Below are 25,995 nucleotides of genomic sequence, written 5' to 3'. Positions count from 1 at the left end.
TTCGGCATTAACTTTTGCTAATGTGTACTGTTTTTCCGAAGTAAGAGTCAAAGCACGTTCAAGAAAGCTAAACTATTCAATTAGTCAGGGATGACAAAGGCCTTGAGCTCCACCATTTTTTGATTTTGAAATCTCCAGACATCACAATAAGAGCTATCTGAAGATTGACCGTCTTCATCTTTTATCTGTATTTTCCCAATTGCTGTTACAAATTCTCCTTCAGCCACTATCGTTTCCACTCTGAAATTAGGGGGTTCAAGATAGGTTTTTACCATATACTGCCGGACTTCTTCTTTTCCATGTAAAGTCTGATCTCCGACAAAAATCCATATCACGTCATCAGCACAAAAAGTCAAAAAACCTTCATAATCTCCTTTAGCAATAGCAGAATTTGCTTTTTCTAAAATTTCTTTGTTGGTCATGGTAATCATGTTGTTTACTTTCCGTATCAACTCCGATTGAATTTTTAGCTGTCCATATATTAAACTTTAGGGCAAGCTGAAATGTATCAAATTACTTTTTATATTGTCCGGGAGCGTATTGTTTTGCTGATTTAGCACCAGTCACCTTTTTTACCTGTCCAGGAGGAAGTCCATGATTTCCATTGGGCTTCAGTCTGGGTGCACATGAAAAAACAAACGATCCGAGAAGAATTGCAAGTCCTATTTTTTTAATTGCTTTCATAATGTTTTTTTTCTTAATTGATTAGAATATTGTGCCAAGTTGTAAATAATAGATATTCTTCTAGGATTATGAATGCTGGTGTATGGCTGATAACCCTTATTGAATAACCATCGGAATAGATTCGATATTTAACTGGTTTGTATTTTTTTATGGAGGTTATTTTTGTTGTAACTTAGGGACAATTACGAAACAGCTATGCAAATCACCAAATACACAGCCTCTTTCAGAGAGAATTGTATCGAAATCTTTAAAAGTAATCTCCCTAAGTTTTTTGCTGCTGAGGAACTGCAGCTCTTTGAACATTTTTTGGATCATGAAACTGAAGAAAATTACTATATAATTAAGACTAAGGGTCTGGTAGTAGGCTGTGGAGGGATTTTTTTAGATGAAAAAAAGAATGAGGCAGGGCTATCCTGGGGTATGATACATGCCGGATACCATGGGCAGGGGATGGGTAAGTTATTAACTCAGTTTAGGTTAGATCTATTGAAAAAAAAATATCCTGATAAAAATTTAAAAATTGAAACCTCACAGCATACGGCAGAATTTTATAAAAAGAATGGTTTTACCATAGTGGATATTGTACCGGATGGCTTTGCTGAAGGAATCGATAAATATACTATGAAAATAGAGTTCAAAAGCGAACTCAGCAATTGATAGAGAAGGTGTTTTTCATTTTCATGCATGATAAAAGATAAAATAGGGTACTTCATTTTAAAGTATACGACACTCAAACAGAAATTTTAAACCTTTCATACAGATACTGTTTTCCTTTTGATGTAAGGAGTATTGCTCTTGAATTTTTTGTCCTCCTGACATAGTCAAGGGATAACATTTTGTCAAGCAAGGCGGCGCCAAGGGAACCTGCAAGGTGATGCTTTCTTTCGCTCCAGTCCAGGCAAGGTCTGGCAAAGGCTCTGCGCTGCTTTTTAAGATCCTCAATATTGACTTCAAGTTCTGCAAAAAATCTTGTTCCTGATTTGGTCACGATATAAGTATTTACATCGAAGTCAATGATCTTGTGTGTTAATAATGCCTCTGTAAGTAGTACACCCACCTTGCCGGCTAGATGGTCGTAGCAAGTTCTGCAATATTTAATTGAAGAATTGCCAGTATTGCTGACAATTTTTTTATGTCTGTCGTTAGGAATAAGATTACCTATGGCTTCTATAGCGTAAGCAACTTCGGGCTTTGAAAATCTATAATATTTATGCCTTCCCTGCCGTTCAACGGTCAACAAATCTGCTTGTACCAATTTATTAAGATGCATACTTATGTTCTGAGGCGATGTATCTGCGTGTATTGCCAATTCGGTAGCGGTATAGGCTTTGTTGTCAAGAAGCGACCACAAAATAGTTGTCCGGATAGGATCGCCAATGAGTGAGGTTATATATCCAATTTCTTTTTCCATTTGATAACATTTATAGTTAAGTATAAAATGAAGTGTTAAAGATAATCATTCCCCAACTTTGTATTTCTAAAAAATCATTACAAATGAAATACCATGTACCAAATTTCTTTTTCTTCCTGTTGTTTGTGACAGCAGCCTATGGCCAAACAGCTAATAATACTTTAAAATTTACTATGATGGATAACTACGAAATAATAAAAACCGAGAGCCATATTTCTGGCCTACGCATCGCACTGACACATAAAAAGCCGATCATTACCACAGAAGATTATGCTATATTATTTCTGCATGGTTCTTCATTTCCGTCTGTATTAGCTTTTGGTTTCAAGATGAATAATTATTCGTGGATGGATAACCTTGCCGAAAACGGATATGATGTATATGCACTTGATTTTTTAGGTTATGGAAATGCAGACCGCTATCCTGAGATGGAAACAGGTATAAAAGGAGGGCTGCCTATTGGGAGGGCTTTGGATGTTTATAAAGATGTGGATAAAGCTGTTGAGTTCATTATGCGAACCACGGGAAAAGCAAAGGTTTATTTAGTTGGGCACTCCTGGGGTGGTACAGTTGCAGCTCTGTATGCATCTGAGTTTTCCGATAGGGTTGAAAAACTAATTTTATTTTCTACAATTACCCAGAGGCAAGATCCATCGGATATTGAAAAAATTGAAGGCTCATATGAAGAGATGACACCAGAGCAGAGAATCATCTCAATGAAAAATTTAACTCCAGAAGGTAAAGATTGCCAGTTAGCCCCTGAGATCTTTAAAACGTGGGGGCGTGTTTGGTTGCAATCGGATCCCCTGGCTGAAAAATTTAAAGTAGCAAGTGTGCGCTTTCCCAAAGGTTATGCCGCAGACATGGAAGACCTGCTGCATAATAAGTCATATTATAATCCTGCTGCTATAAAAGTACCTGTTTTAGTAATAAGAGGTGAGTGGGATGGTTATCCAAATAACACTGACAGTGAAAAACTCTTTAGATCATTGGAAAACACACCATACAAAAAATATGTTGTTATTGAAAAGGCTACACATGTCATGCACCTTGAAAAAAGTCGCTACCAATTATATGAAGAAACACTACATTTTTTAAAATCTGAGATAAAATATGAAAGAAATAAATAAACATGCTATTGCGGTACTATTTGAGGTAATTCCCACTAAAGGATTTAAAGATGAATATTTGAGCATTGCTTCAAGTTTGAGATCAGAACTGGATAAAATTAAGGGGTTTATCTCGATAGAGCGGTTTCAGAGTATTTATGATCCGGAGAAAATATTATCATTATCTTTTTGGGAAAATGAAGAAGCGATACTGGAGTGGCGGGCTTTAGAAATTCATCGGGTCGCCCAATCAAAGGGAAGAGCATATATTTTTAAAGATTATCATTTACGAATAGCGCAAGTTGTCAGAGATTATGGAATGATTGATAGAGAGGAAGCACCTATAGATAGCAAGTTACATCATAAGTAAAGGAATAACTGAAGCCAATGACATTTGATGAAACCCCTAAGCCGGTCATACTTCAATCCACTATTTAATAAAAATCCATTTTCCGAATTAAATTATGGAACAGGAAAAACAGTATCTGAAGAAACTATACAAGATGCAAAGGAACCCTTAAAAGTGAAATGGTATAATGACAGCTTTGTGAAAATTCCCATACTAAGAAACTAAATGAGAATTCCGGTAATTTTTCCTGCTATGACTTTAATAAAGCTAAAATTGTTTGTGGAAGCAGATTTTGTTAGATTCTCTGAAAACTGAAATTCAATTCATTAAAGATGGAAAAAACTACTGATAGCCCTTTATATAGGCAATGGGCTATTTTTTATTTGGTGAATTAATATAAATTTTTCTATATTTGCACCACTGAAAACAACGGCATAGCCGGAGTTTAAGGAGAGTTGGCAGAGTGGTCGATTGCGGCAGTCTTGAAAACTGTTGACTGTAACAGGTCCGGGGGTTCGAATCCCTCACTCTCCGCAAGATGCGAAAACGGAAGTTTTCAAAAAGCATTAAAAAATAGATTAATCCTGCAAAATCAATGATTTGCAGGATTTTTTTTGTTTATGGCAATTGCTGTAATTTCCAAAAATAATCCAAAAGTTTGTGGCAACATTGTGGCAATTTTTATTTCTGATGAAAATTGCCACAAAAACAGAGTGCAAAATGTTACAAAAACGCATGTAATTAATTAATAATGAGCGTGTTGCAATTCTAAACGACTTGATTTATAGAGGTTTTAGTTTGACATTTATAACCTTAAAATGTTGAATTATGTTAGAGCAAAGCTACGGGCTCACGTTCTTTTTGAAGAGCTCAAAAAACGAAAAGATTCGCCACATTTATCTGCGGATAACCGTAGATGGTATCCCAAAAGAAACCAGCACAAAGAGAAAATGGTATCCCGACCGATGGGATCAGAAGGAAGGCAAGGCTATTGGGACGAAAGAAGATGCCAAAACGCTCAATACTTTCCTTGAATCTTTAACGACCAAGATCAATCGTCACAGAACGGAATTAATGAATAATGATATTCCCATTAGTTCCATTGACCTTATTAATTATGTAAACGGAAAGTATAGGTCACGCAATAAAGTTCTTGAAGAGTTTCAGGAACATAACGACGAAATGGCTAAACTGGTCATTACAAAAGAATATGCCAAAGGTACCCATGATCGTTATGTGACTGCACGCTCTCATGTAGAGGAGTTTATCAATTATAAATATAAAAAGAATGACCTTGAATTCAGTGAACTGAATTATGAATTTGTCAAGGATTATGACCTCTATCTAAAAACCGTTAGAAAATGTTCCAATAACACTTCGTTAAAGTATATCAGTAATTTTAAGAAAATTGTACTGAGGGCGGTTGCCAAAGAGATCATTCAAAAAGATCCCTTTAAACTTTTTGTCAGCAAGAAAATCAAAATTAAGAAGAAACCTCTAACAAAGGCAGAACTCACACGAATCGAGGCAAAAGTATTTAGTTCGGATCGATTGTCAATAGTCCGGGATGTTTTCGTTTTTCAGTGCTATACAGGACTGTCTTACATTGACGCTTTCCAGCTGAAATGGGAAGATATCAAAGAGGCAGACGATGGAAGTATGTGGATTATGTCAAGCAGACAAAAATCGAAATCAGATACCGATATTCCTCTTCTTCCTAAAGCATTGGAGATTATGGCTAAATATAAGTATGATCCTGTTTGTTTGAAAAGAGGAACTGTACTTCCAGGTCGTTCAAATCAAAAAATGAATGAGTATCTGAAAGAAATTGCCGTATTATGTGAAATTCATGCAACCCTCAATACTCATAAAGCGAGACGTACCTTTGCCAGTACGATCACCTTAAACAATGGGGTATCCATTAATGTTGTCAAAGAAATGTTAGGACATCATTCTGTAAAACAGACAGAAGATTATGCGATCACAGAGCAGGCATCCATTGCCCGTGAAATGAAAGAACTTGAATCTAAACTGAATAGTACAAGTTTCAACAAGGATCTAGGAAAATTCCTTGAACAGCTCGAAAAAGAGTTTCTATCCTTAAAAAGTGCTCAGAATAGTTCTACGGAAATCTCTTTTTCAAAGCGCTGTAATGATTTTGAAAATATGCTTGGAAGGGCAAAGACGATTGTTTAATAGAAATAATAAGCCTCATTATATTAGATTATATTGAGGCTTATTTTTGCAGATCATTCTTTCTGTCTTTTAAGGATTTCTACTGTACTTCGATAATCCGGGTGGTAGGATGGCACATATTTGATATAACCGAGCTCCTGTAGCTGCTTAAAATATTTATGAAAGCTGGTGATTGTCTTAATATGGGCAAGTGCCATAAGCTTGCTTCTGCTTACCCTTATTGTCCCGTTTTCATTTTGTTTATAGCCCAGTCTCGCTATGGCAACAAGTAGCGAAATATGCCAGACATTCAGCTCAAGGTCATTATCCAAATAGTCCATAAAATCAAACCATCGTTGTGCGTTATTCAGCTGCATCGTCAAATAAGTGTTGAAGGTCTTCTTTATTGTAATAATAAGAACCCAATACTTTCTTAAAGCGGATTTTGCCTGTAATCCTTAGATTTTGTAGAGTAGAGGCCGAAATATTTAGTTTCTTCCGTATCTCCTTACTGCGCATCCAGCCAAACTGTTCTGAATCTCTGCTATCTGTTAATTTGGATTCAATGAGACTTCCAATGTCAGTGATAATCTGGCTTCTCAATATTTCCAGATCATTTCTTGTTATTGTTTCCATATCTATAAATTTTGATTTCTACAAAATTTCTATTTTATGAGACATGTTCATTAAATTCGAAGTCAGAGGTATTGTTTTTCCTTTAGTTGCCTAATGTGATAAATCATCATAAAACTAATATGATATAATTTTTTTTTATAAATTTCTGTCAATATTACCGAAGACGTGGTATTGGCATGTCTTTAGACATAGAAAAAGTCATAATATTAATTAAATAACTATTAACCAATGAGATTAACAAAGGCGAGAATACAAAATTATCGGTCTATAAAAGATACTGGTGAATTTACATTAGAAGAACTTAAAACTATTTTAGTTGGCCCAAATGAAGCTGGAAAAACAGTTGTATTAAAAGCTTTACAACAGCTAAACCTGCCTAAGGGTGTTGATGGCTTTGATGAAATTAGGGATTATCCCAGATCACTATATAATGATATTACCACTGGCAAAGTAAAAGCTTCTGAAATTGAGGTCGTAAGGGGATGGTTTTCCTTAGATGATGAGGATAAAAAATTAGTTCCAGCCTCTTTTCATCAATGCCTGTATGTCCGTCATAAGAATTTAAATAATAAACCATACCATTATTTAGAAAATGCTCCTGCGGCCACGAATTTAAAAGATTTAAAAGATGATTTATTACGTTTGGGTAAACATCTTGATATCCAAAGCGGAACTACTGTAAATAGTGAGAAGATTAATGAATTTGTTAAGTTCTTTTGGAGAGTGGTTTCGAAGGGAGATACTCCTGAATTTATTCAGTGGTTTGAATCGATTTTTGTAGAAATTGATGAAGACAATGAAAAAGAAATCGCTCGTTACAAAAAGATCGAAGAGTTAATAGAAAATAATGAGACTCGAAATACAGTATTGAAAATTTTAGAAAGCAGGGTCCCGGTATTCGTGTTATTTAACAACTATTTTAAAGTTAAACCAGTGATACATTTGGAACATTTGGCTAACCGAGTTGAAGGAAACCTGATGGACGACGATAAATTCTACGATTATGGGAATCTCTGTTTATTAAAATTGTTGGGCTTTTCGCCAAGAGAATTATCTACAATTGGTAAAACAGCTAGTCCAAGCAGTAATGATTTGGAAGGATTAAAAGCTTACCGTGATACCCTTGATAAGAGATCATATCAGCTTGATGCAGCAAGTATCCGCCTAACAACAGAAATTAGGAATATTTGGAATCCTAACCCTAAAAGACCTGAGGCAGAAAAATTACAAATTACAGCAGACGGACAATACTTAAAAGTAGTGGTTGAAGATGAATTGGGTGTTAAAATTGAACTTGATCAGAGGTCTGAAGGGTTCCAGTGGCTGGTATCATTTTATGTTGTATTTTTTGCGGAAGCTATGGACAAACATAAAAATGCAATACTATTACTTGATGAACCAGGTATGAGTTTACATGCTTTAAAGCAACGTGAATTTAGATTAACATTATCACGCTTAGCAGAAAAAAATCAAACGATTTATTCAACGCATTCTCCTTTTTTAGTCGGACCGGATGAGCTGGATCTTGTTAGAGTTGTTGAACTCAAGTCTCGTGAAGAAGGAACTAAAGTTCATACTACAATTTCATCAAGTGATCCGGCTGGATTATTACCTTTACAGGAAGCTTTAGGATATGATCTTGCGCAAAGTTTATTTTCTCAACAAAAAAATCTAGTCTTAGAGGGACTAACCGATTATTGGTATATTGATGCAACTGCAAATTTATTTCGAGAAGGAGGATTGGAAAAGTTAGATGATAAAATTGCTCTGGTTTTTGCGAATTCTGCTGGAAAAGTAGTCTATTATGCGACTATTTTGCATGCTCATAACTTGAAAATTGCAGCTTTATTAGATTCTGATAATGCTGGGGATCAGGCTGCAAATCAAGATAACCTTGTTCATGCGTTAGGAAATAAAAATATACTAAGAACAAAGGATTTCTGTAGTGGAGTAGTCAAACCAGAAATAGAAGACTTGTTGAGAGATACGCTTGTGAACATAGCAAAATCCGAATTTGGAGTAGATGTATCTGCTGTTGTAAAGAAAAATCCTTCAAGACCAATCATTGATATATTCAGTAAAGAAATCAAAGGATTTTCGAAATATAAACTTGCGAAAGCATTTGTCAATTGGACTAGATCAAACAAGGTTGATTCTTTGACTGAGGAAGAAAGAAAGCAGTGGGAAAAACTGTTCCAGAGTGTTAATAAAGCATTGAAATAATAGTCATGGACGCTTTAACACCAGCGCTAATTGCAGCCCTTGTCTCCTTGTCGATTTCTTTAATGACCCTTTTTCAATTTTTTAAAAATAAAAGGTTTCAGGAAGATCAATTTATTAAAGCAAATAATCGTGCTTTTACATCAAAGCTCTACGATTTGCGGCTTGAACACTATCCCAGGGCATTTGAAATTTTAGATCAGATTTATAAGGAGAAAGGAGGAAATATAGATCCGAGCAAAATAAGAAATATCTGTGAAGATCTAATCAAATGGAAAACAGGAATTATCAATTTAATTATATCAAATGAAGCACGGAAAAGTTTTTATATCCTTAGAGATTCTCTCATGAAAAATCCAGCGTTTCGGGATGGACATTCACCTGAACAAATAGATAAAATAACAATTTCACTAAAAGACTTTAAACGCCAGTTACGACGTGATGTTGGATTTATGTTCAGAGAAGAAAAAGAAAGAAGAGGCAATAATGTATAGAATTTAATATACTTAAAAAGGCAGACACTTCTATAGTTGTCTGCTTTTTTGATTTCTCAAAGGTATTTTACTTAAATTTTTATGAATCAGGGATACTATTTTCGATTTCAAGTTCCAAAATCATTCTATCTACTTTTTCTTCATTAAATACATGTTGTAGGCTCCGTCGTTCCACAAAAAGATCAAAAAGTTTTTTGTTGTTTTTTTCAATAAAAGATTTATCAAAATGGGGAAACGAAAAATCCGACGTCATTACAAAGGACGTTACAAAATCTTCTCCGCCATCTTTAACAATCTCTAAACTAAAATTTTGGAATATTTTAAACAGGTTTGCATCACTTGTCAGGAAAAATGGATAGAGAGGTCGCTGTAAAATTTCGGATAAGCGAAAACTATTTGCTGTAAATTTAGAATGAAACATGTCCCAAGCAGTTCCTTTAAGCTTTTTTTTGATATCAGTAGGCTTGCTATCTAAACCAATCATTTTTCTGTATTCAGTATTGCCTCCAAAAATATTCATTCCCAATTTATATTCAGCACCTCTGAAAATATCCAGTTCAGTGGTCATCCAATCTACAAGAATATTTAAATTATGTTCAGCCATGTTTTTTGATAATCCTTTTGTTGCGAGACTCCTTATTTTAAGCAAGGTACAATAAGAGTTTTTCAGAATTTGGTTTACCGGTTTCATAGGATTACCTTTCAATTCCGGGAGCCTTCGGAATATAAAATTATCGCGATAAAAATCATATTTAAAGTTCCTAAAAACCCTTAAGGGGATTTGTGTAAAAAAATCTATCCGAAGCTTAAAATCGTAAAATTTTTCCGAATCAAAAATTTCCTTTTGTGAACATAATTCCAAAAAAGCAAAAAAAGGATCTATTTTTATCTCCGGATGTTTTGCTATATATTCCTTTAAAGCTAGTATTCTTTGAATATCCACTCCCTTAGCATCTCTTTTATGCTCCACGACTTTAATAATATGCAAACAGACACAACTGTCGAGAAAGACAACAGGTTCAATTTCATTTTTGAAACAGTCGTTAATAAATAGCTTATCGGGTAAGTTGACTTCTCCTTTTTCGTTAAAGCAATTGTACATTTGATTTGTATGCTTCATAAGAATAGACCTAATAATTTACTGTTTTTATATATACTATAATAAAGATAGTTTATATCCAGTGATAAGGTTTATCCTTACGATTCAAGTAGCAGTTCATTTCTTCTTTTTTAAGCACAGGAAAGAATTTTATGGCTCGATCAATTGCATAGTTTGGGAGAAAATGTATTTCGTCCCGAATTGCCCTAATTACTTTTTCATACCCATAGAAACGGATAATCTCATCAATTTCTTCTTCTCCACCCCTTTCAACGATACGGGCAATAACCGCTAGATAGGCTTTTTGCCAATCAAGCTCTTCAATATCTGTATCCCAGAAAAAATGAGACTCAAATTTTGGTTTTTCTATATTGCCTTTGGGTTTCATAATAATAAATTTAATGATTTATTTTTCATTAACCAATTTTTTAACGACCAAATCCTCTTCCTTTCCCTCTTTTTGGTGGTTGGATTTTAGAGCGACTAAATTCCTTTGCCGGGTTTAGTGATGCTTCTTTTAATCTGTCTGATATTTTTGACCATCTGTATTCTTTTCCTTCAAGCATTTTAACACCAAATTCTTTAATGATATGATCAAAAAAAGTTAGTGAATAAGTAGCTAGCGCCGCATTTCCTTTATATTTCTTCTCATAAACTTCTAGGAAGTCTTTTAATGGGTGATACTCTAAGAGAAAGTACATATCCACAAAATCTTTAAGCCTTGTGCCACTCTGAAATATTGCATGAAGTTTCATTGCTCCAATATCCTGTAATGAAGACAAACGAACATTTTCAATTGTCTGTATAGGTCTTTGCCAATCATATTTATGGGACAGAATATCTACCTTTATTTTATCGATATTTATCATTAATGTATTTTTGCTGATATCCCGAACCCCCACTGGATATAAATTTTTCAGATAGTTTAACATTGCATCGACATCAAAATCTTTTATTGTAAAAAGATCTATATCAATACTTAACCGATGGCCGATTTGGAGGCTTAAGGCTGTTCCTCCTACAAGGTTAAAATCCCGAAGCTTTTCATCTTTCATCAGCTTTTGGAGTAGCTCCCACATTTCATTGCTGACAGTTTCTTTGTATAACATAACGAATCACTTTTTCAGTAAATTATTCCTGAAAATGATCCGTTATGTTAAAGTAGTATTTAGTGGCTTCTTTTGGCTTTTATTGTCCTAATTGTATCTTATAGATGAGTTTGACAGTAGCCTGCAGCCATATAAATAATGGATTATCCTTTATTTCTTTCATTCTTGATAAACATAGCGACTTCGGAGCGGGTTTAAAGTCTCACCGGGCAAGTGGTTTTGAGCTGCGGAATTTATTTCGAGCTGCTCAAAAGATAACTTGCTCCTTTCCCACGAAAGGATATTTTGCACATATAATGAAAATTATCTATGTATTGTCTAAAATATTTTTTCCTGTTGTGAACAATCTAAAATATCTCTTTCAAAAGTGAAATTGCAAAATATTGTATTGCGAATTGATTATATTTGTGAATTGTAGAAAGAGTATTTATACAAGATACTATCAATCAAAAGATTTAATAAAAAAAATAAAGAGTTGTCAGCATTAAAATTAAGTCTGGTTTTTACCCTTATCCAAGTCTTCCTAACTATAATTTTGTTTACAGCAAGTGAAACATTGTATACACTTGATCTTGAGAAATTCATAGTCTTCTTAGCTTTTCTCTCCATTGTAGCTGCAATTATATTTGCTGCTAGGACAAGAGCGTCTGGACTAGGAATGCTCCTACTTGTTGTAAATATTATTTGCCTTCTTTTCAGTCTTTTTATTCTGTATATAACCTTCTTCTTTACTTTCAGGGTGTAATATTTTAGATAAAGTGTGTAGGTTACCCCTAGTTTCTGCCGCTAAAATTGTAAAATACTTTTAAGGTAAAATACCTTGTATACTTTTACAGTTTAACTTTTGTTAAAGTGCTTTACTAGATTAACATATTGTTTACTGTATCGTTATTTTGGATTATGATTTTTTCTTTTCTGGGGCAGATCACAGATCTTATTGTCTTATTGCCTTATTCAAAATTAAACTACATATTAGGAAATGTAACGCTAATTCATACATTGAATCCTGTATTTTCTGAGCCTTATTGTCAGAAAATGAACTGTAAGCAATTAAATTCAGTAAAATTGGAAGAAGTCCTGCGTGCTCTCGGACATCCTCCCACGCGTAAGAATACCCAAGGGATTGTATCCCAGCCCTTTTGGGGTTGAGTCGAAGCCTCTTTCAAAGTTGATCTGAGAATTAACCTGTGGTATTCCTTCTCAGAATGGGTCGGTATATTACGACCGATTCTATTGTGAAATAAACTTGTAAATGACTTCCCAAGGATTATTTACATTAGATTCTATATATTATTTCCTATATAAATCCTGCTTTATTCTATATTTTTCCAGTAGTTCAAATCCTTCTTTAGCTAAGCTTAATGGCACCTTATAGCAATCTTTATCTTTATCATAGATAACAGATGTTTTATTTTTTTTTATTGTAGAAAGCTTAATCATTATTACTGAACAATTTTCTTGATCAATGTATGCTTGATTATATATAGCTAGAATTGTTTTTTTTCCTGTTAATACATTCAGGTTTTCGAGCTTCTCTATTTCATAGGAATTAATATAGAAATACAAGAAGTCATGAATTAGATAGAAGGTGAGACACTTAACCTCGACTTCAATATTTTTACAGTTCTTGATATTAAAATCTGCTCTTTTGATAGGCCGTGAATCAATTACTTTGTAGTTATTAAAACTATCTATGTCCTGCGGAATTTCCTCAACAATAAACTTTTGTGCCGTAGCGTCGCGTTTGAAATACTGCTGGGCTAGAAATCCATTATCTTGGCGTCTTCTTGTCTCTTCCAGATTACTGAGATAAACTTCGAATGGCAAATCGCCAGGAATGGGAAGTTCAGACTTTGAGCGAAGATGGATACAGTTATGGCCTTGCAAAACTTCGGGATTTAACCCAAATAATGCCAAATGATCAAGATTTTCATCATATACGTAAAACCATTGACCTTGCCAATCCTGAAATGTAAATACACGAAACATATCATGGAGTTTTTTATTAAACAACTTTAATCACATATATCTTTCCACATTGATAAATTCATAACATAAAATTAATGAATTTATTGTAAATCAACAATTAATGACTTATTTGTATTATTTTATTAGGAATTTCAAGGCCAAAATAGGAAGTGAAATGCCATATTTCAGTAGTGCTGTCCTATTAAAGTTATTTTGGAAATTTAAATACTGCGACAATGAACTGTAAGCAATTAAATTCCATAGGGATGGAAGAAGTCCTCGCTTTTCTCGGACACCTTCCAACCCGACAAAATGAAAAAGAAGCATGGTATCTCAGCCCTTTTGGCGCTGAATCCCATGCCTCTTTCAAGGTTGACAGGCGGCTTAACCTATGGTACCTTTTCTCAGAAGGTGTAGGCGGAACCAATACCGATTTTATGCAGAAATACCTAAATACAACAGTGAAGGGTGTCCTTGACTGGGCTTCGGAACAGGTTTTTTCTTCTTTTCACCAGCAAATAAACAGCTCAATTAGGAAAGTATCACCCGAATATAGGATAGAAAAGGCTATGGACTTACATCATCCCAATCTTATAGACTATCTTCAGACAAGAGGATTATCGTCCAAAATACACCCTTATGTAAAGGAAATCTGGTTCAGTATAAAAGAGAAACCCTATTATGCTCTTGGGTTTAAGAACCGATCCGGGGGCTGGGAACTGCGTAATGCTTACTACAAAGGGGCATTATTGAATAAGGACATCTCAATCCTTCATATTAATCCAGCAGTCCAGAATGCTGAACATCTAGAAGTACATCATGACAATGATCTACCAGTATCCCATGATGGAATTCCAGCGTGTAGGATAGCTGTTGTTGAAGGCTTCGTGGATGCCCTCTCTCTCATTGAGATGAAAGGCAGCTATCAGGGAGACCTTCTTGTGCTCAACTCGGTAAGTCTACTCAAAAAAGCCATCGATTACCTGAAAAGATATACCCAGATCAGTCTGTTGCTGGACAATGATGCAGCAGGAAGAAAATGTACCCAGCAGATCCTAAAAGCTTTTCCCTACGCTAAAGATTTTTCCCATCTCTATCACGCTCACAAAGATCTGAATGGGTATCTCATGGAAAAGAGACAAAGGCAATCTCTCTCTGCACTAAAAACAGAGCCCTCCACAGGAAATGAAAAGGATAAAGCAGAAAAACAGGAATCGTGGAGGGAAGAAACAAACAGCATGAAAAAAGGGGTGCGCAGGAGAATGTAGGGCTGTGCTTTTTACAAACTGTCTGCAAGAGTTAGGAGCTCATTGGCAACTTTGAAGGCCGCTTTACTCCCAACAAAGTTTCTAGTTCGCCAGCAGGGGCTAAAAAAAGCAGCCCATTAAAACGGGCTGCCTAGCGGTTCTTAATCATTATAGTTCATGCACTGATGATTCAAAGCAGAGCTCTATCGGAGCTAAATATAAAATTTTATTCACATTAATCAAAAAAGTAATATCATGAAACCCCCTACCAATTTTAAAGCTGTAAAATCTGATTCTGAGTCCTACAATTTCAGGAAAAAAGACTTTTACGGGTTCTTTGGGAAGACTGGAAGCCATTGAATTCAAAATCCAGAAAAAGGAGGAAGAACTTAAGGCATTAGAAATGAAAATTAACAATATAAAAACTGAGCTAGAGGGTAATTCATTTAAAGACCTTATTGTTAAAAAGAGTGACTTTTTGGGATTAAAAAAAACTAAAATATAAAAGGCTTACTATTATTTTATTAAATCGAGCTTTTGTAAGTACCCATCCATATTGTTATCAGCTGAATAAGAATAAAAAGTCGTAACAGCTACCAAATATATGGCTATGAAAAAAAATTAGATAATGGCAGCCGTTAGACTAACGAGAATTAAAATATGAAAATTTAGCTTGATTTAAACGTGTCTACATGGTATTCTTATTCAATGATTGGACATAATCATACCTAATGAATACTTATATTCGACTGTACATATTGTCCTTACCAAGCAAATTACCATAATAAAACTCGAGAGCTACCAGCAAATCTTTAAACACACTAACAATAAATTATGGTGGAAGCTTCTGAGTTTTATACCTATCAAATTTAATACTGAATTCTTTTTTACACTTGATCAAATTATTCAACAAGTTGCTTAAATTATAACTAACTGAAATAGTGTATTTTATGCGACGAGTTTTGACGTATTACCCCTGTACTTTCGTAGCAGCTTAAAGAGAGGATAGTTGATCATAGCTAGGGTCAGTTAAGAAATTTCAAAAGACAAACCGGCCGGTTGTCCAATGGATTCAATCCTCTTATACCTGATCAGGAAAAAGAGCATCTCACTAATTGATTATGACGTTAGTAAGAACGCTGGGCAGTTTTCAATCAATTGTCCAGATAATGGGGAAACTGAGCCGTTTAAGAAAATATAACGTCACTCTAGGTATCTCTACTATGTAAATAAGAAATAGTACCATCTGATAAATCATAAAAATGATGGTCAAAAAGTTAAACAAAGCTTCCTGTACCTAAGGAAGTAACAAACAAAAAATATTATATTATTATGAATACAAAGAATGAACTCAAAGCTTTTTTTGAGAATGGCAAAGTTCCAAATCAGGAACAATTTTGGGCATGGATGGATAGTTATTGGCATAAAGAAGAAGTGCTTGATCCCGGTGCAATGTTATATACAAGTGAAAATCCTACAGTTTATCAGGTTGGAGGTATTCCGGTAGGAATCCGATTAAAAGAGATGCCCGTAACCGAGGTATTGGATTTTATCCTTAACGGTAAAAAATGGTATGAATTAACAATAACCACATCCCCGGAAGGGGCCGCTGTAAGTATTGACAATGGCTCTGATGGTGGTCTAGGTAATCCTTCCATGACCGCCTATGATGGTGAAGTGCTATATTATCGTGTGAATGCTCCGGGTTATATTGAAAAAAAAGGCAGTGTAAAAGTTACTGACAATATGACAATTCATGTTACCCTTGATCCTGAACCATCTAATCCTTAAAATAATCTGTATGAATACAAAGAAAAAAGGACTGGATGACATCCAACCGGTAATTAACGCAGATCTACCTGCTGAGGATGGTGCAATGCGGATCAATGCGACGCGGATCAATTACGCATACATCTTTGAGAGAGAGGGGCCAAATCCTTCGGATAACGATCTGGTATTCAGTTATGACATGGCTGGTAACCAGGTGAATAGAAAAGTGGTTAACAGCAATTGATCCAATCATATAGTATTATGCCGGCAGGGTTTTGAAAAATCACTGTCGGTCATAATACTGACTATAAACATTCTTTAACAAAAACAAAAAAATTTCAAATGAAAGATTTAAATACGTCTGCATCAGGTGTACCAGTTAGTGGTATGTACATGCAGCAACACAATATAGCGCAATTTTCAGAATTTGAACAAGAAATTGTAACACAGGAAAACCTTTCGTTCCATGACACACAAGGAACTATTGAAGTCACTGGAAACGGACAGCTCCAATTTACATTACCAATTGCATTGCCTCCGGGTGTTAAAAGCGTTGCTCCACAGATTAATTTGATCTACGTTGGTGGTTCAGGAAATGGTATTGCAGGAAATGGATGGAGTATAAATGGTATAACCAGTATTTCCCGAATGGGAAGAAACATCGACAAAGATGGGGAAAACAGAGCAATTCAGTTAGACTATTCTGACTATTATATGTTTACGGGACAACGGCTAATTCTAAAGTCCGGTGAGTATGGCAAAGATGGAGCCGAATATGAAACCGAAAAATATTCTAATCTGAGGATTCGTTCCCTTGGGGAGAATCCCCAGCAAAATGGACCTGCATACTTCGAAGTGACATTTGAAGATGGCTCACAGGCATTATATGGTAGTAGTGCCGATGCACGAACAGCCATAGAGTACAGTATAATGAGATGGATCGATTCACATGGAAATTATATTGATTACAACTATATTCAGGGGGATAATGTGGCTACTATAGAAAGGATTGAATGGGGAGGTAACCAGAATGCAGGGACCAATCATTTTAACAGTATAACATTTAATTATGAGCAGCGTCAGTTAAGAGAGACAAGTTATTTAAAAGGAGTACATTTTGTGCAAAATAATCTTCTTTCAAGCATTGAGGTTCGTGCAAATGGAAATATTTTCAAAACCTATGGAATGAAATATGAGATGGATGATCATGGTAACTACTATCAGTTCCTTAAATCCATCACCGAGTTTAATTCCGAGGGTGAGGCTGCTAATCCTGTTACATTTGATTACAGAAAGTCTGAACAGGGAGAGTGGAAAAAAGCGTCCATTACCAATGATAAAAATGCCAAACTTCTTTATGGAGATTTTGATGGCGATGGAAAGATAGATATCATCAAATATGCCGATGCTTTTCAGGATTGCAATCATTATGAATCAATCTACCACGAAGGTAATCACACTAGTGAGGATGATTCTCAAACAGGTTACTGGGAATCCTACTGTACAGAGCCGGTAGATTATCCTGCCGGGATCTATCATTTTGGTAGCGTATTCGATGATAATAAGCCCAAACAGGTCTATGTCGGTTCGCTTATTACGAAGACCCAATTGGAAAGTGCCAAGGTGCTAAACCTAAAAAATGAACAGGGCGAAATTCTGACCAGACAAGGTTTTTTCATCTATGATACGGTTCCTTCCACCAGCAGTCCGCGAGAAGGGCGGAGAGATCTTGTTATCAAGGGATATTCGCTTGAATCAGATACTGCAAATACCAAGAGGTTAAAAGAGGAGTTTATAAGAACCGTTCCGGCAGATGACTATGACAGCACGGTATTATGGAATAATGACCAGCCGGGCATTGATGGGTACAGTATGGATACAACGATAATAGAAGTTAAAGAGCTGGACATTGATGGTGATGGTGTATCAGAATTGATCTTTATACTTAAAGATCTCTTTCAATGGCAAGAAAGAGATTCAACAGAAATTAAAGAACAGACGACCTATCGTTATCTACTAGTACATCCCAGTGAGTCTGATCCCGCTAAATTGTCGTCTATCATAGGTCTATATTCCTTTCCGGATCATTTTTTTGCCGGAACCATATTCCAGGGTGATTTTGATGGTGATGGCTGTGTGGATTTTATCAATTTTGACAGTGGCGGAAGAGTATATCTTACCAAATTTATAAAAAATTCTTCCGGAAGCTACTCCGCAGATAGGTCATTATATTATGATAACCCACTTGAAGGGCTTCTAAACAAAGCTATTATAGCAGACTTTACAGGGGACGGAAAAACTGATATTATGATCCCTCAGGCAGTGGACAGCTGGCAATGGAAACTTTATATCAATACAGGTTCAGGTTTCCGCGTACAGGTATTGGAAAACTTTGAGTGGCTTAAAGAAACACCTGAATTCAAGGGAAAAACCCACTTGCGTTCCATTGATAGAAAATATTTTGCCCAGGACCTCAATAAAGACGGAAAAGCTGATTTTATAGCATTCTATTCCCATATTCTTTATGATTATTCTGATAGAGATGTGCAAACTAAATTTGCTATTCTATATCATGAAAATAAAGGTTTGGATGTTCATGGGAATGTGATCTTTGAACTAAAAAATATAGATGGAAGCACACTAGAGGCCAGGAGTAGTTATAAAAATGACTGGTATCCTATCGAATATAATGAAAAATGGATCAAAACCCAGCCACTGGCTACAAATTACGTTAAATATGGTAAAAATGAAACTCCAGTCTTAGCTCATTTCTCTCCGCTCATCGGTGATTTTAGAATTAATAATTTCAATGAGAATTTTCTGGTATTTCGAGAAGGAGCACTTTTGAGATACTCACATTACAGTGTGGCTGAGGAAGGACTTATCAATTCAATAAATCAGGGTGGTATTATCACGGAAGTGAAGTATGAAGAACTTGATCCTGACAAAAATCCTGGATTTTATGCTTCTGTAAATAAAGAACAGTATCCATATATTGAACTAGAACGTTTGTCCGGAACATTTGTCGTTTCGCAATTAATACAGGAAAATCGTAAGCAAGATTTTAGGTATAGAGGTTTTGTTGCTAATGTGCATGGAAAAGGAATGATAGGATTTAGAAAGTCTGCCCGCTCTTCGTGGTATACGGATCAGCTCCAAGATACAAAGATTTGGAGTGGAAACGAAATTGATCCTTTAAATGAAGGATTGCCTGTGAAAGAATGGAGCATACGTACGCAAGATCAAGATGACCTTATTTTTCCAGAAGATTTTTCCTGGAACAATGCAAATATGCTATCATTAAAAAGTATTTTCTATGATCGTTCGAATGCATCATCAGGTGTAATAGCCATTGTTCCAATTAAGATAATCTCTAAGGATTTCCTGAAAAATATCGTTGAAGAGAATACAATCATCTATGGTGACTATTATCTCCCAGCACGTACAACAACTGTTATAAATGATGGCTTTTCTACGACAACCAGTAGTTTTCAATATGATAATAATATAGAAGCTATAGGGAGAAATTATCATGTCGGACGCTTAATCAGCAAAATAGAGACTAAAGAGGTTTATAATGATATAATTCAAAATAAAGAAGAGTATTTCTATTCGGATAATCTTCTTGTAGCGCAAAAGACCTATGCTCGCGATAGTACAAGTTGGATACAAGTGAAGTATCAATATGATTTATTTGCGAATATTATTGAGAAAGAAACATCCAATAGTAATGATGTAGAGCTTCGAAAGGAATTTAGTCAGTACGATACTTTAGGACGTTTCACGATCAAAAAAGTGGATAATTCTGGCTTAGAAACCTATATCCAATATAATGATATAGGCCAAATTCTCATTCAGATTGATCCATTGGGAAATAGTATTGAAAATAGTTATGATGGATGGGGAAAACTTTTAACCTCTCTAAGTAACCTTCAAGGCAGTACCATTTTTAAATATGAAAAGTTCAATAATGGAGACTCGAAGGTAACAGAATATTCATCTGATGGAATACCGAAGGAGATTTTTACAGACAAATGGGGACAAAAATATAAGGTTCGGTCGAGAGCCTTCAATTATGAAGGATATATTACATCTGCCGGTGATTTTGATTACTGGGTACCGGATGCTGTTGATACGTACGTCTCAGTTGAAACTATATATGATGGATTAGGAAGAAAAATAGCAGAATCGGAACCTTATTATGATAATAATGAAAAGCAATGGAATCTTATTACTTATGATGATAGTATGATTCCTCCAATCGTCACTGCTACTTCCTTTAATGGTATACAGATTAAAACCCAAGTGTTTGGCAATACTACTATTGTTGAAGAGCTAAGCGGTTATAAAAGGATATTTAAGAAGGTTAACGACCCTTTGGGTAATGTAATTATGTCCGAGGATAAGGGGGGAATTATCAATTTTAAATTCAATGCTGCGGGTGAAGAAATCGAAAACATTTATGGAAATACTGTAGTTTCAATAGAATATGACCAATGGGGGCGCAAGTCTTTATTAAAAGATCCGTCGATTGGAGAATACAGGTATGAATATAATGGTTTTGGTCAGCCTCTCAAGTTAACGAGTCCAAAGGGGTATAAGAAATCCCAGTTTAATGACAAAGGACAGTTAATTAAACAATTTGAAAAATCTAATGAAACTGGATTGACAGAAAAAGAAATCAATTTTGTTTATAATGAGCAGGGGCTTGTAATTAAACGTTTCGGTAATTCGGGTACGCAATCCTTTTCCATAACTCGTGTTTTTGATGCAAATGGAAGACTTCTGGAAAATGTTGAAGAGAGTTATGGTAAAAATTATTTCAAAAAAAACATTAAATATGATGATCATTCACGCATTATCAGTTACGAAAAGGGGCTAATTTCAAATGGTACAGAAACAAAAGTAGAAATTGTTAATTTTTATGACCCATGGAGCGGTATGTTGTACCAGATCAAAGATCAAAAGACAGGACGTATATTATGGAAACTACAGGAAAATGATGCAAAAGGCAATATATTAAGAGCTACATTAGGTTCGAGTAAAATTAATAATGAATTTGATGATCTGGGTAAATTACGAAATACGCAACAAAGTGCATTCGGCCAAACTATTTTTGAATCGAGTTATACCTTTGATTCCATTAAAAACGAGTTGCAGCAAAGATCTAGGTATGGAAACTTAAATATAGAAGAGACTTTTCTGTACGATGATAATAATAGACTGATTGAATGGAGTAACCCGAAGGCTAATGGTCGATCTTCTAATATCTACGATATCCAAGGAAGAATTATTGGAATTGATAATGTGGGTACTGTAAAATTTGACAATGGCACTAAGATTTATCAGCCCAGTGGAATTAGTTTGACGGACAAAGGTAAACTGAATTATGTTAATGATCCACAACAGGAGATTAATTATAATGAGAACAATTCCCCTCTTCTTATCAAAGGAAAAAATGGAGACATTCGATTTGAGTATGGTCTTTTATCGATGCGACAAATGGCAACCTATGGGGGAAAATCCAACGAAGATGTAGATTGGGAAGGTGAGTATACCAAATATTATAGTGAAGATGGAAGTTGTGAGATTATTCGCAATAATATTACAGGTTTAGAAAAGCATGTTTTATTTATTGGTGACTCACCCTATCAAAGTCAAGTCGTATACTTAAAAGAATTTGAGGAAAATAATGGTTCTTATTTGTTTTTACATAAAGATTATATTGGTAGTATTCTAGCAATTAGTGATGAAAGTGGGGCAGTGATCGAAGAGTGTCATTTTGACGCATGGGGTAACTTGACCCATGGTAGCTTTACTATTCTAGGAAGAGGCTATACATCACATGAACATCTTGAAACAGTCGGATTAATTCACATGAATGGAAGATTATATGACTCTATTTTACGGAGATTTCTAAATGCTGATGATAATCTACAGGATAGCTTCAATTCACAAAACTATAACAGGTATGCATATGCACTGAACAATCCATTGATGTTCAATGATCCAAGCGGAGAGTTTTTCTTTGGGTTAATAGCTTTGACAGCATTCCTTAAAGCCATATTAATTGGAGCAGCCGTTGGTCTGGCTGCATACACTGTCGGCCTTGCCGTTACAGGTAATATCGGATTGTGGAATTTCGGAGGAGCTTTTAAAGCAGTATTGTTTGGAGCGATATCGGGTGCGGCAACTTTTCAAATAGGAACATTATTTCAAGCAGGGACCAATACTTTAGGTACAACATTATTGCATGCAGTTGCTCATGGTGTCTCACAAGGTGTACTGGGGCTCGTCCAAGGTCAGAAATTCTTAAGTTCTGCTGTTGCGGCTATTATGGGTAGTTTGGGGGCAACTGTTTGGGGAAAATTCATGAAAGAAATCCATCTCGACCAATTAGCTCAAAATGTTTATGGAACTATTGCTTTCGGTGCAATTTCAGGTGGAATTGGGTCGGAATTTAGTGGCGGTAATTTTTGGCAAGGAACAATTATTGGTGGTATTGTAGCTGGTCTAAATCATGTTTTACACCAATTAATGCCGGTAGATGATGAATTAAAAAAACTCACACCCGAGCAAAGAAAAGAACTGGACCAAATTAAATCAGGATCTGCTTTAACTGTCGAACAGTTGAAGGATACAGGTTTAGATAAAGTATTGGATAAATGGATTGCAAAAACTATTTTGGGAAAGGTTTTTAAGGTAAGTATAACTGACTATATTGAAATGGGAGGCCAAATTTATTATGATCATAAATTGTATTCCTATGAAGGTATAAATAAAAATGAAATGCATTTTAGGTTTACCATGGTAACTTCAAAAACACTTATTAGTGGTTTCTTTAGCTCTGCTTCGGAAATTTATATCGGTGATCTATTAGCTACTTACATTGGTGCAGAATTAGGAGGATTAGCAGCCTCATCAGCAGCAGGGTGGATTGGAGTAGGCATTGGTTTTTATATAGACCAGACGTATGTAAAAGGGATCAAATACTTTGATCAAAAAATGAGAGACATAGATACCTATATTGTTAATCAAACGATTGGAAATATCTTGAATAGTAGAAAATAATTTAGAGAGTGTCCAAAACTTTTTTGGCCACTCTTTTTAATTTTTTCTTCTAATTTAAGGTGATTGAATACTATCGACTAAAGTTTTGTTTTCCGAATTATTCACAATTAAAGTAATGGAGATTACAGATTTATCTACAATCACATCGGAAAAGATTTTATAAATGGAATTTTCATTCTTGATACATTGATTTTCGATATCATACTCAATCTTTCCAGATCCGGTAGAAGATGGTAATACTTTTACTTTATTATTTTTGGACTTTAATTTAAATTGCATTGTTGTGTCTAAATAACCGATCCCATTTGTAATTTTCTGAAGTTTATATTCAGTCTTGACATCAAACGCAACCATTCCTGCTCCAATAAAAAAGAAGCTTACAGCCGATTCTTTTTCAAAAGATTTACCGGTAGAGATTAAGATATCGTTCTGGGCTTTTCCTGGCTCTTCCAATTTTGTTCTTATTTTTTCTAATTCTACAGTATTGAACTTTGGTCCACTAATTGAATCAAAGTGATAAATATTCTGATTATCATAGTAACCGAAAACTTCTGCTGCATCTACAGGAACTTTTATTTCAGTATTCGATCTCAAAGGTTTTTGGACAGATTCAAAACTTAGGTACTTTTGGTCAATTGGCATTCTTCCATTTTTTTTAGTACTTGTCTTTATCATGGAATGTAATTTATTAACACTTTCTGTTGTATAGGGAAATGTAATTCCTTGCGATTTTAACAAAGTTATAATAAAAGACGAGCCTTTATAATCCATAGTAGTATGAATATTTTGACTGACAATTGATTCATATGTTTTGTTTGGAAGCGGAATAAACTTTAATAATAGAGAATCCTGTCCCTTTACAATTTGGGAAAGAAATAAAAGCACAATTATGATGAATTTGTACATAAATATTAATTTAATAATAAACTCCAAAACTATGGATTACTCAATGTTTTAAAGAGATATTTGCTCATTTACGCAAATCTACAGTTTCAACCTATATAAATAAAATTCCTTTGTCTTATAACACTAATTTTTGTGTAGTATTGTTTTTGTTAAGTGTAATTATATATTGATTAACGAATATTATCTTACTACAGAATTATTGAATATACTCCATGTTTTCACATTAATATAATTGTGGATTATAATATCTTCTTACTATATTATTTTCCATAATCTGTCTGTTTACTTAATAAATTTCTTATTTGATTCAGAAAATCTAATGTGTTGCTAATAGAGCGCTAGATACTCTGTATTTTCTTTTGAGCCTTTGCTCCTATTTTCTTAATCTTTTTATTTCATCGTTTGTTAATTTTATAACAAGTGACATTCTGTAGAAAGTGAATTATCTTCAATGGTATTTAATGTAAAGCGTTTTATCAAAGGCGAAGATTAGCATATCTGATATGGGAATCCGTATAATCACGGAAAAATGCCTGTGAATTTCCCTAATAACTAAGCCCCCTATTTTTAATATTATTGCTCTTTAAAATGGAAATTTAATACGACATGCTTTGTCGTTATGACCATATATTTTTGCTGTAGGACTTGAATATGATTCCCTTGAGTATTTAAGAACTACTTAATATTAATACACATCAACCTATGAAAAGAAAATTTATAATTGCGCAGTTTCTCGGTGCGTCCCTGGGGCTGTATGCTCAGGAAGTTGTCTGGCAGAAAGACATCAAATCCTCTACTCAAGATTTCCTCAATCAAGTAATCACAACTATAGACCAGCAGTATCTTATTGCAGGAAGCAGCATTCAGGTTAAAAGCCAGTTACCAGCGCCAAATAACGGTTACGATTTTCATCTGGTAAAACTCAACCAGCAGGGAGAACAGGTTTGGGAGAAATATTTTGCCGGACAAAACCACGACTATTTATCAGGAACTGTGACCACTCAGGATGGCGGATTTCTGGTTTCCGGTACTTCCTATTCCGGAAAAGGATTGGATAAAAAAGACGATTCCAAAGGGGGATCAGATATCTGGTTGATCAGGCTGAATGAATTTGGTGATGAACTGTGGCAAAAAACTTTGGGAACTTCCTCAGATGAAGAAGCTAAAGCAGTGATTCAAACCACAGACTTAGGATTTTTTGTGGCCGGAAATATACAGAATTCATCCAAAGGTTATGGTTCAAAAGATGTCTGGATCACCAGACTCGATAAAGACGGAAAAGAATTGTCTCAGCTTATTCTGGGAGGAAGAGGCTTGGACGAAGTGGAAAAAATGATACCCACGAAAGACGGCGGAGCATTGTTAGGAATCTATTCAAGGAGCTCCGAGGTTCTGGGTTCCGAAGTTGGGAATCCTGAGACTAAACCTTCGACTGAAAGACCTGCTTCCTCAATAGCCATTAGCCAAATGCCAAAAGCCATCAGCAATTTTGGTGAAGGCGACTACTGGATCGTAAAGCTGGATAAAACTGGAAAAGTAGAATGGGAAAAGAACTTTGGTGGGAAAGGTGATGATCATATCAGAACCCTGGCTTTAACTTCAAACGGTTTTATCATCGGTGGAGAATCCAGATCCGAGAGATCCGGAAATAAATCAGTAGGTATTGAAGAAGGAACAGACCTTTGGCTGATCTCACTGAATGAAAGAGGAGATGAACAATGGCAGAAATCCTACAATTTCAAGAACA

Annotated in this window: 21 protein-coding genes, 1 tRNA gene and 1 pseudogene; 13 read left to right on the top strand and 10 right to left on the bottom strand. The window is 35.1% G+C overall.

Features of this window, described 5'->3' with window-relative positions; genetic code table 11:
- Positions 1-80 precede the first annotated feature (80 nt).
- Together JML65_RS00120 and JML65_RS00115 are read right to left on the bottom strand one after the other, a co-directional pair.
- Positions 81-422, bottom strand: coding sequence for a nuclear transport factor 2 family protein (locus tag JML65_RS00120; protein ID WP_202269542.1), 342 nt, complete (start codon positions 420-422; stop codon positions 81-83).
- Between the two features lie 91 nt (positions 423-513).
- Positions 514-684: a hypothetical protein gene (locus JML65_RS00115; protein ID WP_167449383.1), complete on the bottom strand. Its 171-nt coding sequence runs from the start codon at positions 682-684 to the stop codon at positions 514-516.
- Positions 685-879: 195 nt separating this feature from the next.
- Between JML65_RS00115 and JML65_RS00110 the strand changes: the two genes are divergently transcribed.
- A complete protein-coding gene (locus tag JML65_RS00110; RefSeq protein WP_202269541.1) occupies positions 880-1,341 on the top strand; it encodes a GNAT family N-acetyltransferase in 462 nt (153 codons plus the stop codon).
- Positions 1,342-1,414: 73 nt separating this feature from the next.
- Here the strand turns inward: JML65_RS00110 and JML65_RS00105 are convergent, their stop codons facing one another.
- Complete coding sequence (locus JML65_RS00105) at positions 1,415-2,095, bottom strand: ArsR/SmtB family transcription factor (protein WP_202269540.1); 681 nt, start codon at positions 2,093-2,095, stop codon at positions 1,415-1,417.
- Between the two features lie 83 nt (positions 2,096-2,178).
- On the opposite strand from JML65_RS00105, the gene JML65_RS00100 reads away from it, so the two are divergent.
- From JML65_RS00100 to JML65_RS00085, 4 genes are all read left to right on the top strand, one after another.
- On the top strand, positions 2,179-3,225 hold the full coding sequence (locus tag JML65_RS00100) for an alpha/beta hydrolase (RefSeq protein ID WP_202269539.1): 1,047 nt from the start codon (positions 2,179-2,181) through the stop codon (positions 3,223-3,225).
- Positions 3,209-3,574, top strand: a complete 366-nt coding sequence (locus tag JML65_RS00095) for an antibiotic biosynthesis monooxygenase family protein (protein ID WP_202269538.1) — start codon at positions 3,209-3,211, stop codon at positions 3,572-3,574. Before JML65_RS00100 ends, JML65_RS00095 begins: the two co-directional genes overlap by 17 nt.
- A gap of 428 nt (positions 3,575-4,002) precedes the next feature.
- Positions 4,003-4,087: transfer RNA gene (locus JML65_RS00090), tRNA-Ser, on the top strand.
- 294 nt (positions 4,088-4,381) lie between these two features.
- Positions 4,382-5,749, top strand: a complete 1,368-nt coding sequence (locus tag JML65_RS00085) for a site-specific integrase (protein ID WP_202269537.1) — start codon at positions 4,382-4,384, stop codon at positions 5,747-5,749.
- A gap of 53 nt (positions 5,750-5,802) precedes the next feature.
- On the opposite strand, the gene JML65_RS00080 is transcribed toward JML65_RS00085, so the two are convergent.
- Both JML65_RS00080 and JML65_RS00075 read right to left on the bottom strand, forming a co-directional pair.
- Positions 5,803-6,105 carry a hypothetical protein gene (locus JML65_RS00080; protein ID WP_202269536.1) on the bottom strand — a complete coding sequence of 101 codons (303 nt, stop codon included), beginning with the start codon at positions 6,103-6,105 and terminating at the stop codon, positions 5,803-5,805.
- Positions 6,092-6,364 carry a helix-turn-helix domain-containing protein gene (locus JML65_RS00075; protein WP_202269535.1) on the bottom strand — a complete coding sequence of 91 codons (273 nt, stop codon included), beginning with the start codon at positions 6,362-6,364 and terminating at the stop codon, positions 6,092-6,094. Before JML65_RS00075 ends, JML65_RS00080 begins: the two co-directional genes overlap by 14 nt.
- A 228-nt stretch (positions 6,365-6,592) precedes the next feature.
- Between JML65_RS00075 and JML65_RS00070 the strand changes: the two genes are divergently transcribed.
- Positions 6,593-8,587 carry an AAA family ATPase gene (locus JML65_RS00070; protein ID WP_202269534.1) on the top strand — a complete coding sequence of 665 codons (1,995 nt, stop codon included), beginning with the start codon at positions 6,593-6,595 and terminating at the stop codon, positions 8,585-8,587.
- Between the two features lie 5 nt (positions 8,588-8,592).
- On the top strand, positions 8,593-9,078 hold the full coding sequence (locus JML65_RS00065) for a hypothetical protein (protein WP_202269533.1): 486 nt from the start codon (positions 8,593-8,595) through the stop codon (positions 9,076-9,078).
- A 79-nt stretch (positions 9,079-9,157) separates the two neighbouring features.
- On the opposite strand, the gene JML65_RS00060 is transcribed toward JML65_RS00065, so the two are convergent.
- The 4 genes from JML65_RS00060 to JML65_RS00045 all read right to left on the bottom strand — a co-directional run bounded on the left by JML65_RS00060 (position 9,158) and on the right by JML65_RS00045 (position 13,275).
- Positions 9,158-10,066: a hypothetical protein gene (locus JML65_RS00060; RefSeq protein WP_237390750.1), complete on the bottom strand. Its 909-nt coding sequence runs from the start codon at positions 10,064-10,066 to the stop codon at positions 9,158-9,160.
- 184 nt (positions 10,067-10,250) lie between these two features.
- On the bottom strand, positions 10,251-10,565 hold the full coding sequence (locus JML65_RS00055; protein WP_202269531.1) for a DUF6922 domain-containing protein: 315 nt from the start codon (positions 10,563-10,565) through the stop codon (positions 10,251-10,253).
- Between the two features lie 40 nt (positions 10,566-10,605).
- Positions 10,606-11,286, bottom strand: coding sequence for a nucleotidyl transferase AbiEii/AbiGii toxin family protein (locus JML65_RS00050; RefSeq protein ID WP_202269530.1), 681 nt, complete (start codon positions 11,284-11,286; stop codon positions 10,606-10,608).
- Positions 11,287-12,576: 1,290 nt separating this feature from the next.
- Entirely contained in the window at positions 12,577-13,275 is a 699-nt protein-coding gene (locus tag JML65_RS00045; protein WP_202269529.1) for a hypothetical protein, read from the bottom strand.
- Between the two features lie 215 nt (positions 13,276-13,490).
- On the opposite strand from JML65_RS00045, the gene JML65_RS00040 reads away from it, so the two are divergent.
- The 5 genes from JML65_RS00040 to JML65_RS23780 all read left to right on the top strand — a co-directional run bounded on the left by JML65_RS00040 (position 13,491) and on the right by JML65_RS23780 (position 23,342).
- Positions 13,491-14,522: a toprim domain-containing protein gene (locus JML65_RS00040; protein ID WP_202269528.1), complete on the top strand. Its 1,032-nt coding sequence runs from the start codon at positions 13,491-13,493 to the stop codon at positions 14,520-14,522.
- 316 nt (positions 14,523-14,838) lie between these two features.
- The gene (locus tag JML65_RS00035) at positions 14,839-15,006 is read left to right on the top strand and encodes a hypothetical protein (RefSeq protein WP_202269527.1); all 168 of its coding nucleotides are present in this window, start codon (positions 14,839-14,841) and stop codon (positions 15,004-15,006) included.
- Between the two features lie 827 nt (positions 15,007-15,833).
- Positions 15,834-16,292: a PEGA domain-containing protein gene (locus tag JML65_RS00030; protein WP_202269526.1), complete on the top strand. Its 459-nt coding sequence runs from the start codon at positions 15,834-15,836 to the stop codon at positions 16,290-16,292.
- 10 nt (positions 16,293-16,302) lie between these two features.
- Positions 16,303-16,515: a hypothetical protein gene (locus JML65_RS00025; protein ID WP_202269525.1), complete on the top strand. Its 213-nt coding sequence runs from the start codon at positions 16,303-16,305 to the stop codon at positions 16,513-16,515.
- 98 nt (positions 16,516-16,613) lie between these two features.
- The gene (locus JML65_RS23780; protein WP_237390749.1) at positions 16,614-23,342 is read left to right on the top strand and encodes an RHS repeat-associated core domain-containing protein; all 6,729 of its coding nucleotides are present in this window, start codon (positions 16,614-16,616) and stop codon (positions 23,340-23,342) included.
- A 54-nt stretch (positions 23,343-23,396) separates the two neighbouring features.
- On the opposite strand, the gene JML65_RS00010 is transcribed toward JML65_RS23780, so the two are convergent.
- Positions 23,397-24,248, bottom strand: a complete 852-nt coding sequence (locus JML65_RS00010) for a hypothetical protein (RefSeq protein WP_202269524.1) — start codon at positions 24,246-24,248, stop codon at positions 23,397-23,399.
- 702 nt (positions 24,249-24,950) lie between these two features.
- Here JML65_RS00010 and JML65_RS00005 point away from each other — a divergent pair.
- Positions 24,951-25,995: pseudogene (locus tag JML65_RS00005) on the top strand (T9SS C-terminal target domain-containing protein); the annotation flags it as partial.

The organism is Chryseobacterium sp. KMC2 (assembly GCF_016756935.1).
GTDB lineage: Bacteria > Bacteroidota > Bacteroidia > Flavobacteriales > Weeksellaceae > Chryseobacterium > Chryseobacterium rhizosphaerae.
This window is presented reverse-complemented; position numbering and strand designations above follow the sequence as displayed.

Excerpts from the sequence above, each read along its gene's own strand:
- JML65_RS00120 (WP_202269542.1), bottom strand. The coding sequence starts at position 422 with ATGACCAACAAAGAAATTTTAGAAAAAGCAAATTCTGCTATTGCTAAA.
- JML65_RS00080 (WP_202269536.1), bottom strand. The coding sequence starts at position 6,105 with ATGCAGCTGAATAACGCACAACGATGGTTTGATTTTATGGACTATTTG.
- JML65_RS00025 (WP_202269525.1), top strand. The coding sequence starts at position 16,303 with ATGAATACAAAGAAAAAAGGACTGGATGACATCCAACCGGTAATTAAC.
- JML65_RS00065 (WP_202269533.1), top strand. The coding sequence starts at position 8,593 with ATGGACGCTTTAACACCAGCGCTAATTGCAGCCCTTGTCTCCTTGTCG.
- JML65_RS00105 (WP_202269540.1), bottom strand. The coding sequence starts at position 2,095 with ATGGAAAAAGAAATTGGATATATAACCTCACTCATTGGCGATCCTATC.
- JML65_RS00085 (WP_202269537.1), top strand. The coding sequence starts at position 4,382 with ATGTTAGAGCAAAGCTACGGGCTCACGTTCTTTTTGAAGAGCTCAAAA.
- JML65_RS00070 (WP_202269534.1), top strand. The coding sequence starts at position 6,593 with ATGAGATTAACAAAGGCGAGAATACAAAATTATCGGTCTATAAAAGAT.
- JML65_RS00040 (WP_202269528.1), top strand. The coding sequence starts at position 13,491 with ATGAACTGTAAGCAATTAAATTCCATAGGGATGGAAGAAGTCCTCGCT.
- JML65_RS00110 (WP_202269541.1), top strand. The coding sequence starts at position 880 with ATGCAAATCACCAAATACACAGCCTCTTTCAGAGAGAATTGTATCGAA.
- JML65_RS00050 (WP_202269530.1), bottom strand. The coding sequence starts at position 11,286 with ATGTTATACAAAGAAACTGTCAGCAATGAAATGTGGGAGCTACTCCAA.
- JML65_RS00055 (WP_202269531.1), bottom strand. The coding sequence starts at position 10,565 with ATGAAACCCAAAGGCAATATAGAAAAACCAAAATTTGAGTCTCATTTT.
- JML65_RS00095 (WP_202269538.1), top strand. The coding sequence starts at position 3,209 with ATGAAAGAAATAAATAAACATGCTATTGCGGTACTATTTGAGGTAATT.
- JML65_RS00030 (WP_202269526.1), top strand. The coding sequence starts at position 15,834 with ATGAATACAAAGAATGAACTCAAAGCTTTTTTTGAGAATGGCAAAGTT.
- JML65_RS00100 (WP_202269539.1), top strand. The coding sequence starts at position 2,179 with ATGAAATACCATGTACCAAATTTCTTTTTCTTCCTGTTGTTTGTGACA.
- JML65_RS00115 (WP_167449383.1), bottom strand. The coding sequence starts at position 684 with ATGAAAGCAATTAAAAAAATAGGACTTGCAATTCTTCTCGGATCGTTT.
- JML65_RS00010 (WP_202269524.1), bottom strand. The coding sequence starts at position 24,248 with ATGTACAAATTCATCATAATTGTGCTTTTATTTCTTTCCCAAATTGTA.
- JML65_RS00075 (WP_202269535.1), bottom strand. The coding sequence starts at position 6,364 with ATGGAAACAATAACAAGAAATGATCTGGAAATATTGAGAAGCCAGATT.
- JML65_RS23780 (WP_237390749.1), top strand. The coding sequence starts at position 16,614 with ATGAAAGATTTAAATACGTCTGCATCAGGTGTACCAGTTAGTGGTATG.
- JML65_RS00045 (WP_202269529.1), bottom strand. The coding sequence starts at position 13,275 with ATGTTTCGTGTATTTACATTTCAGGATTGGCAAGGTCAATGGTTTTAC.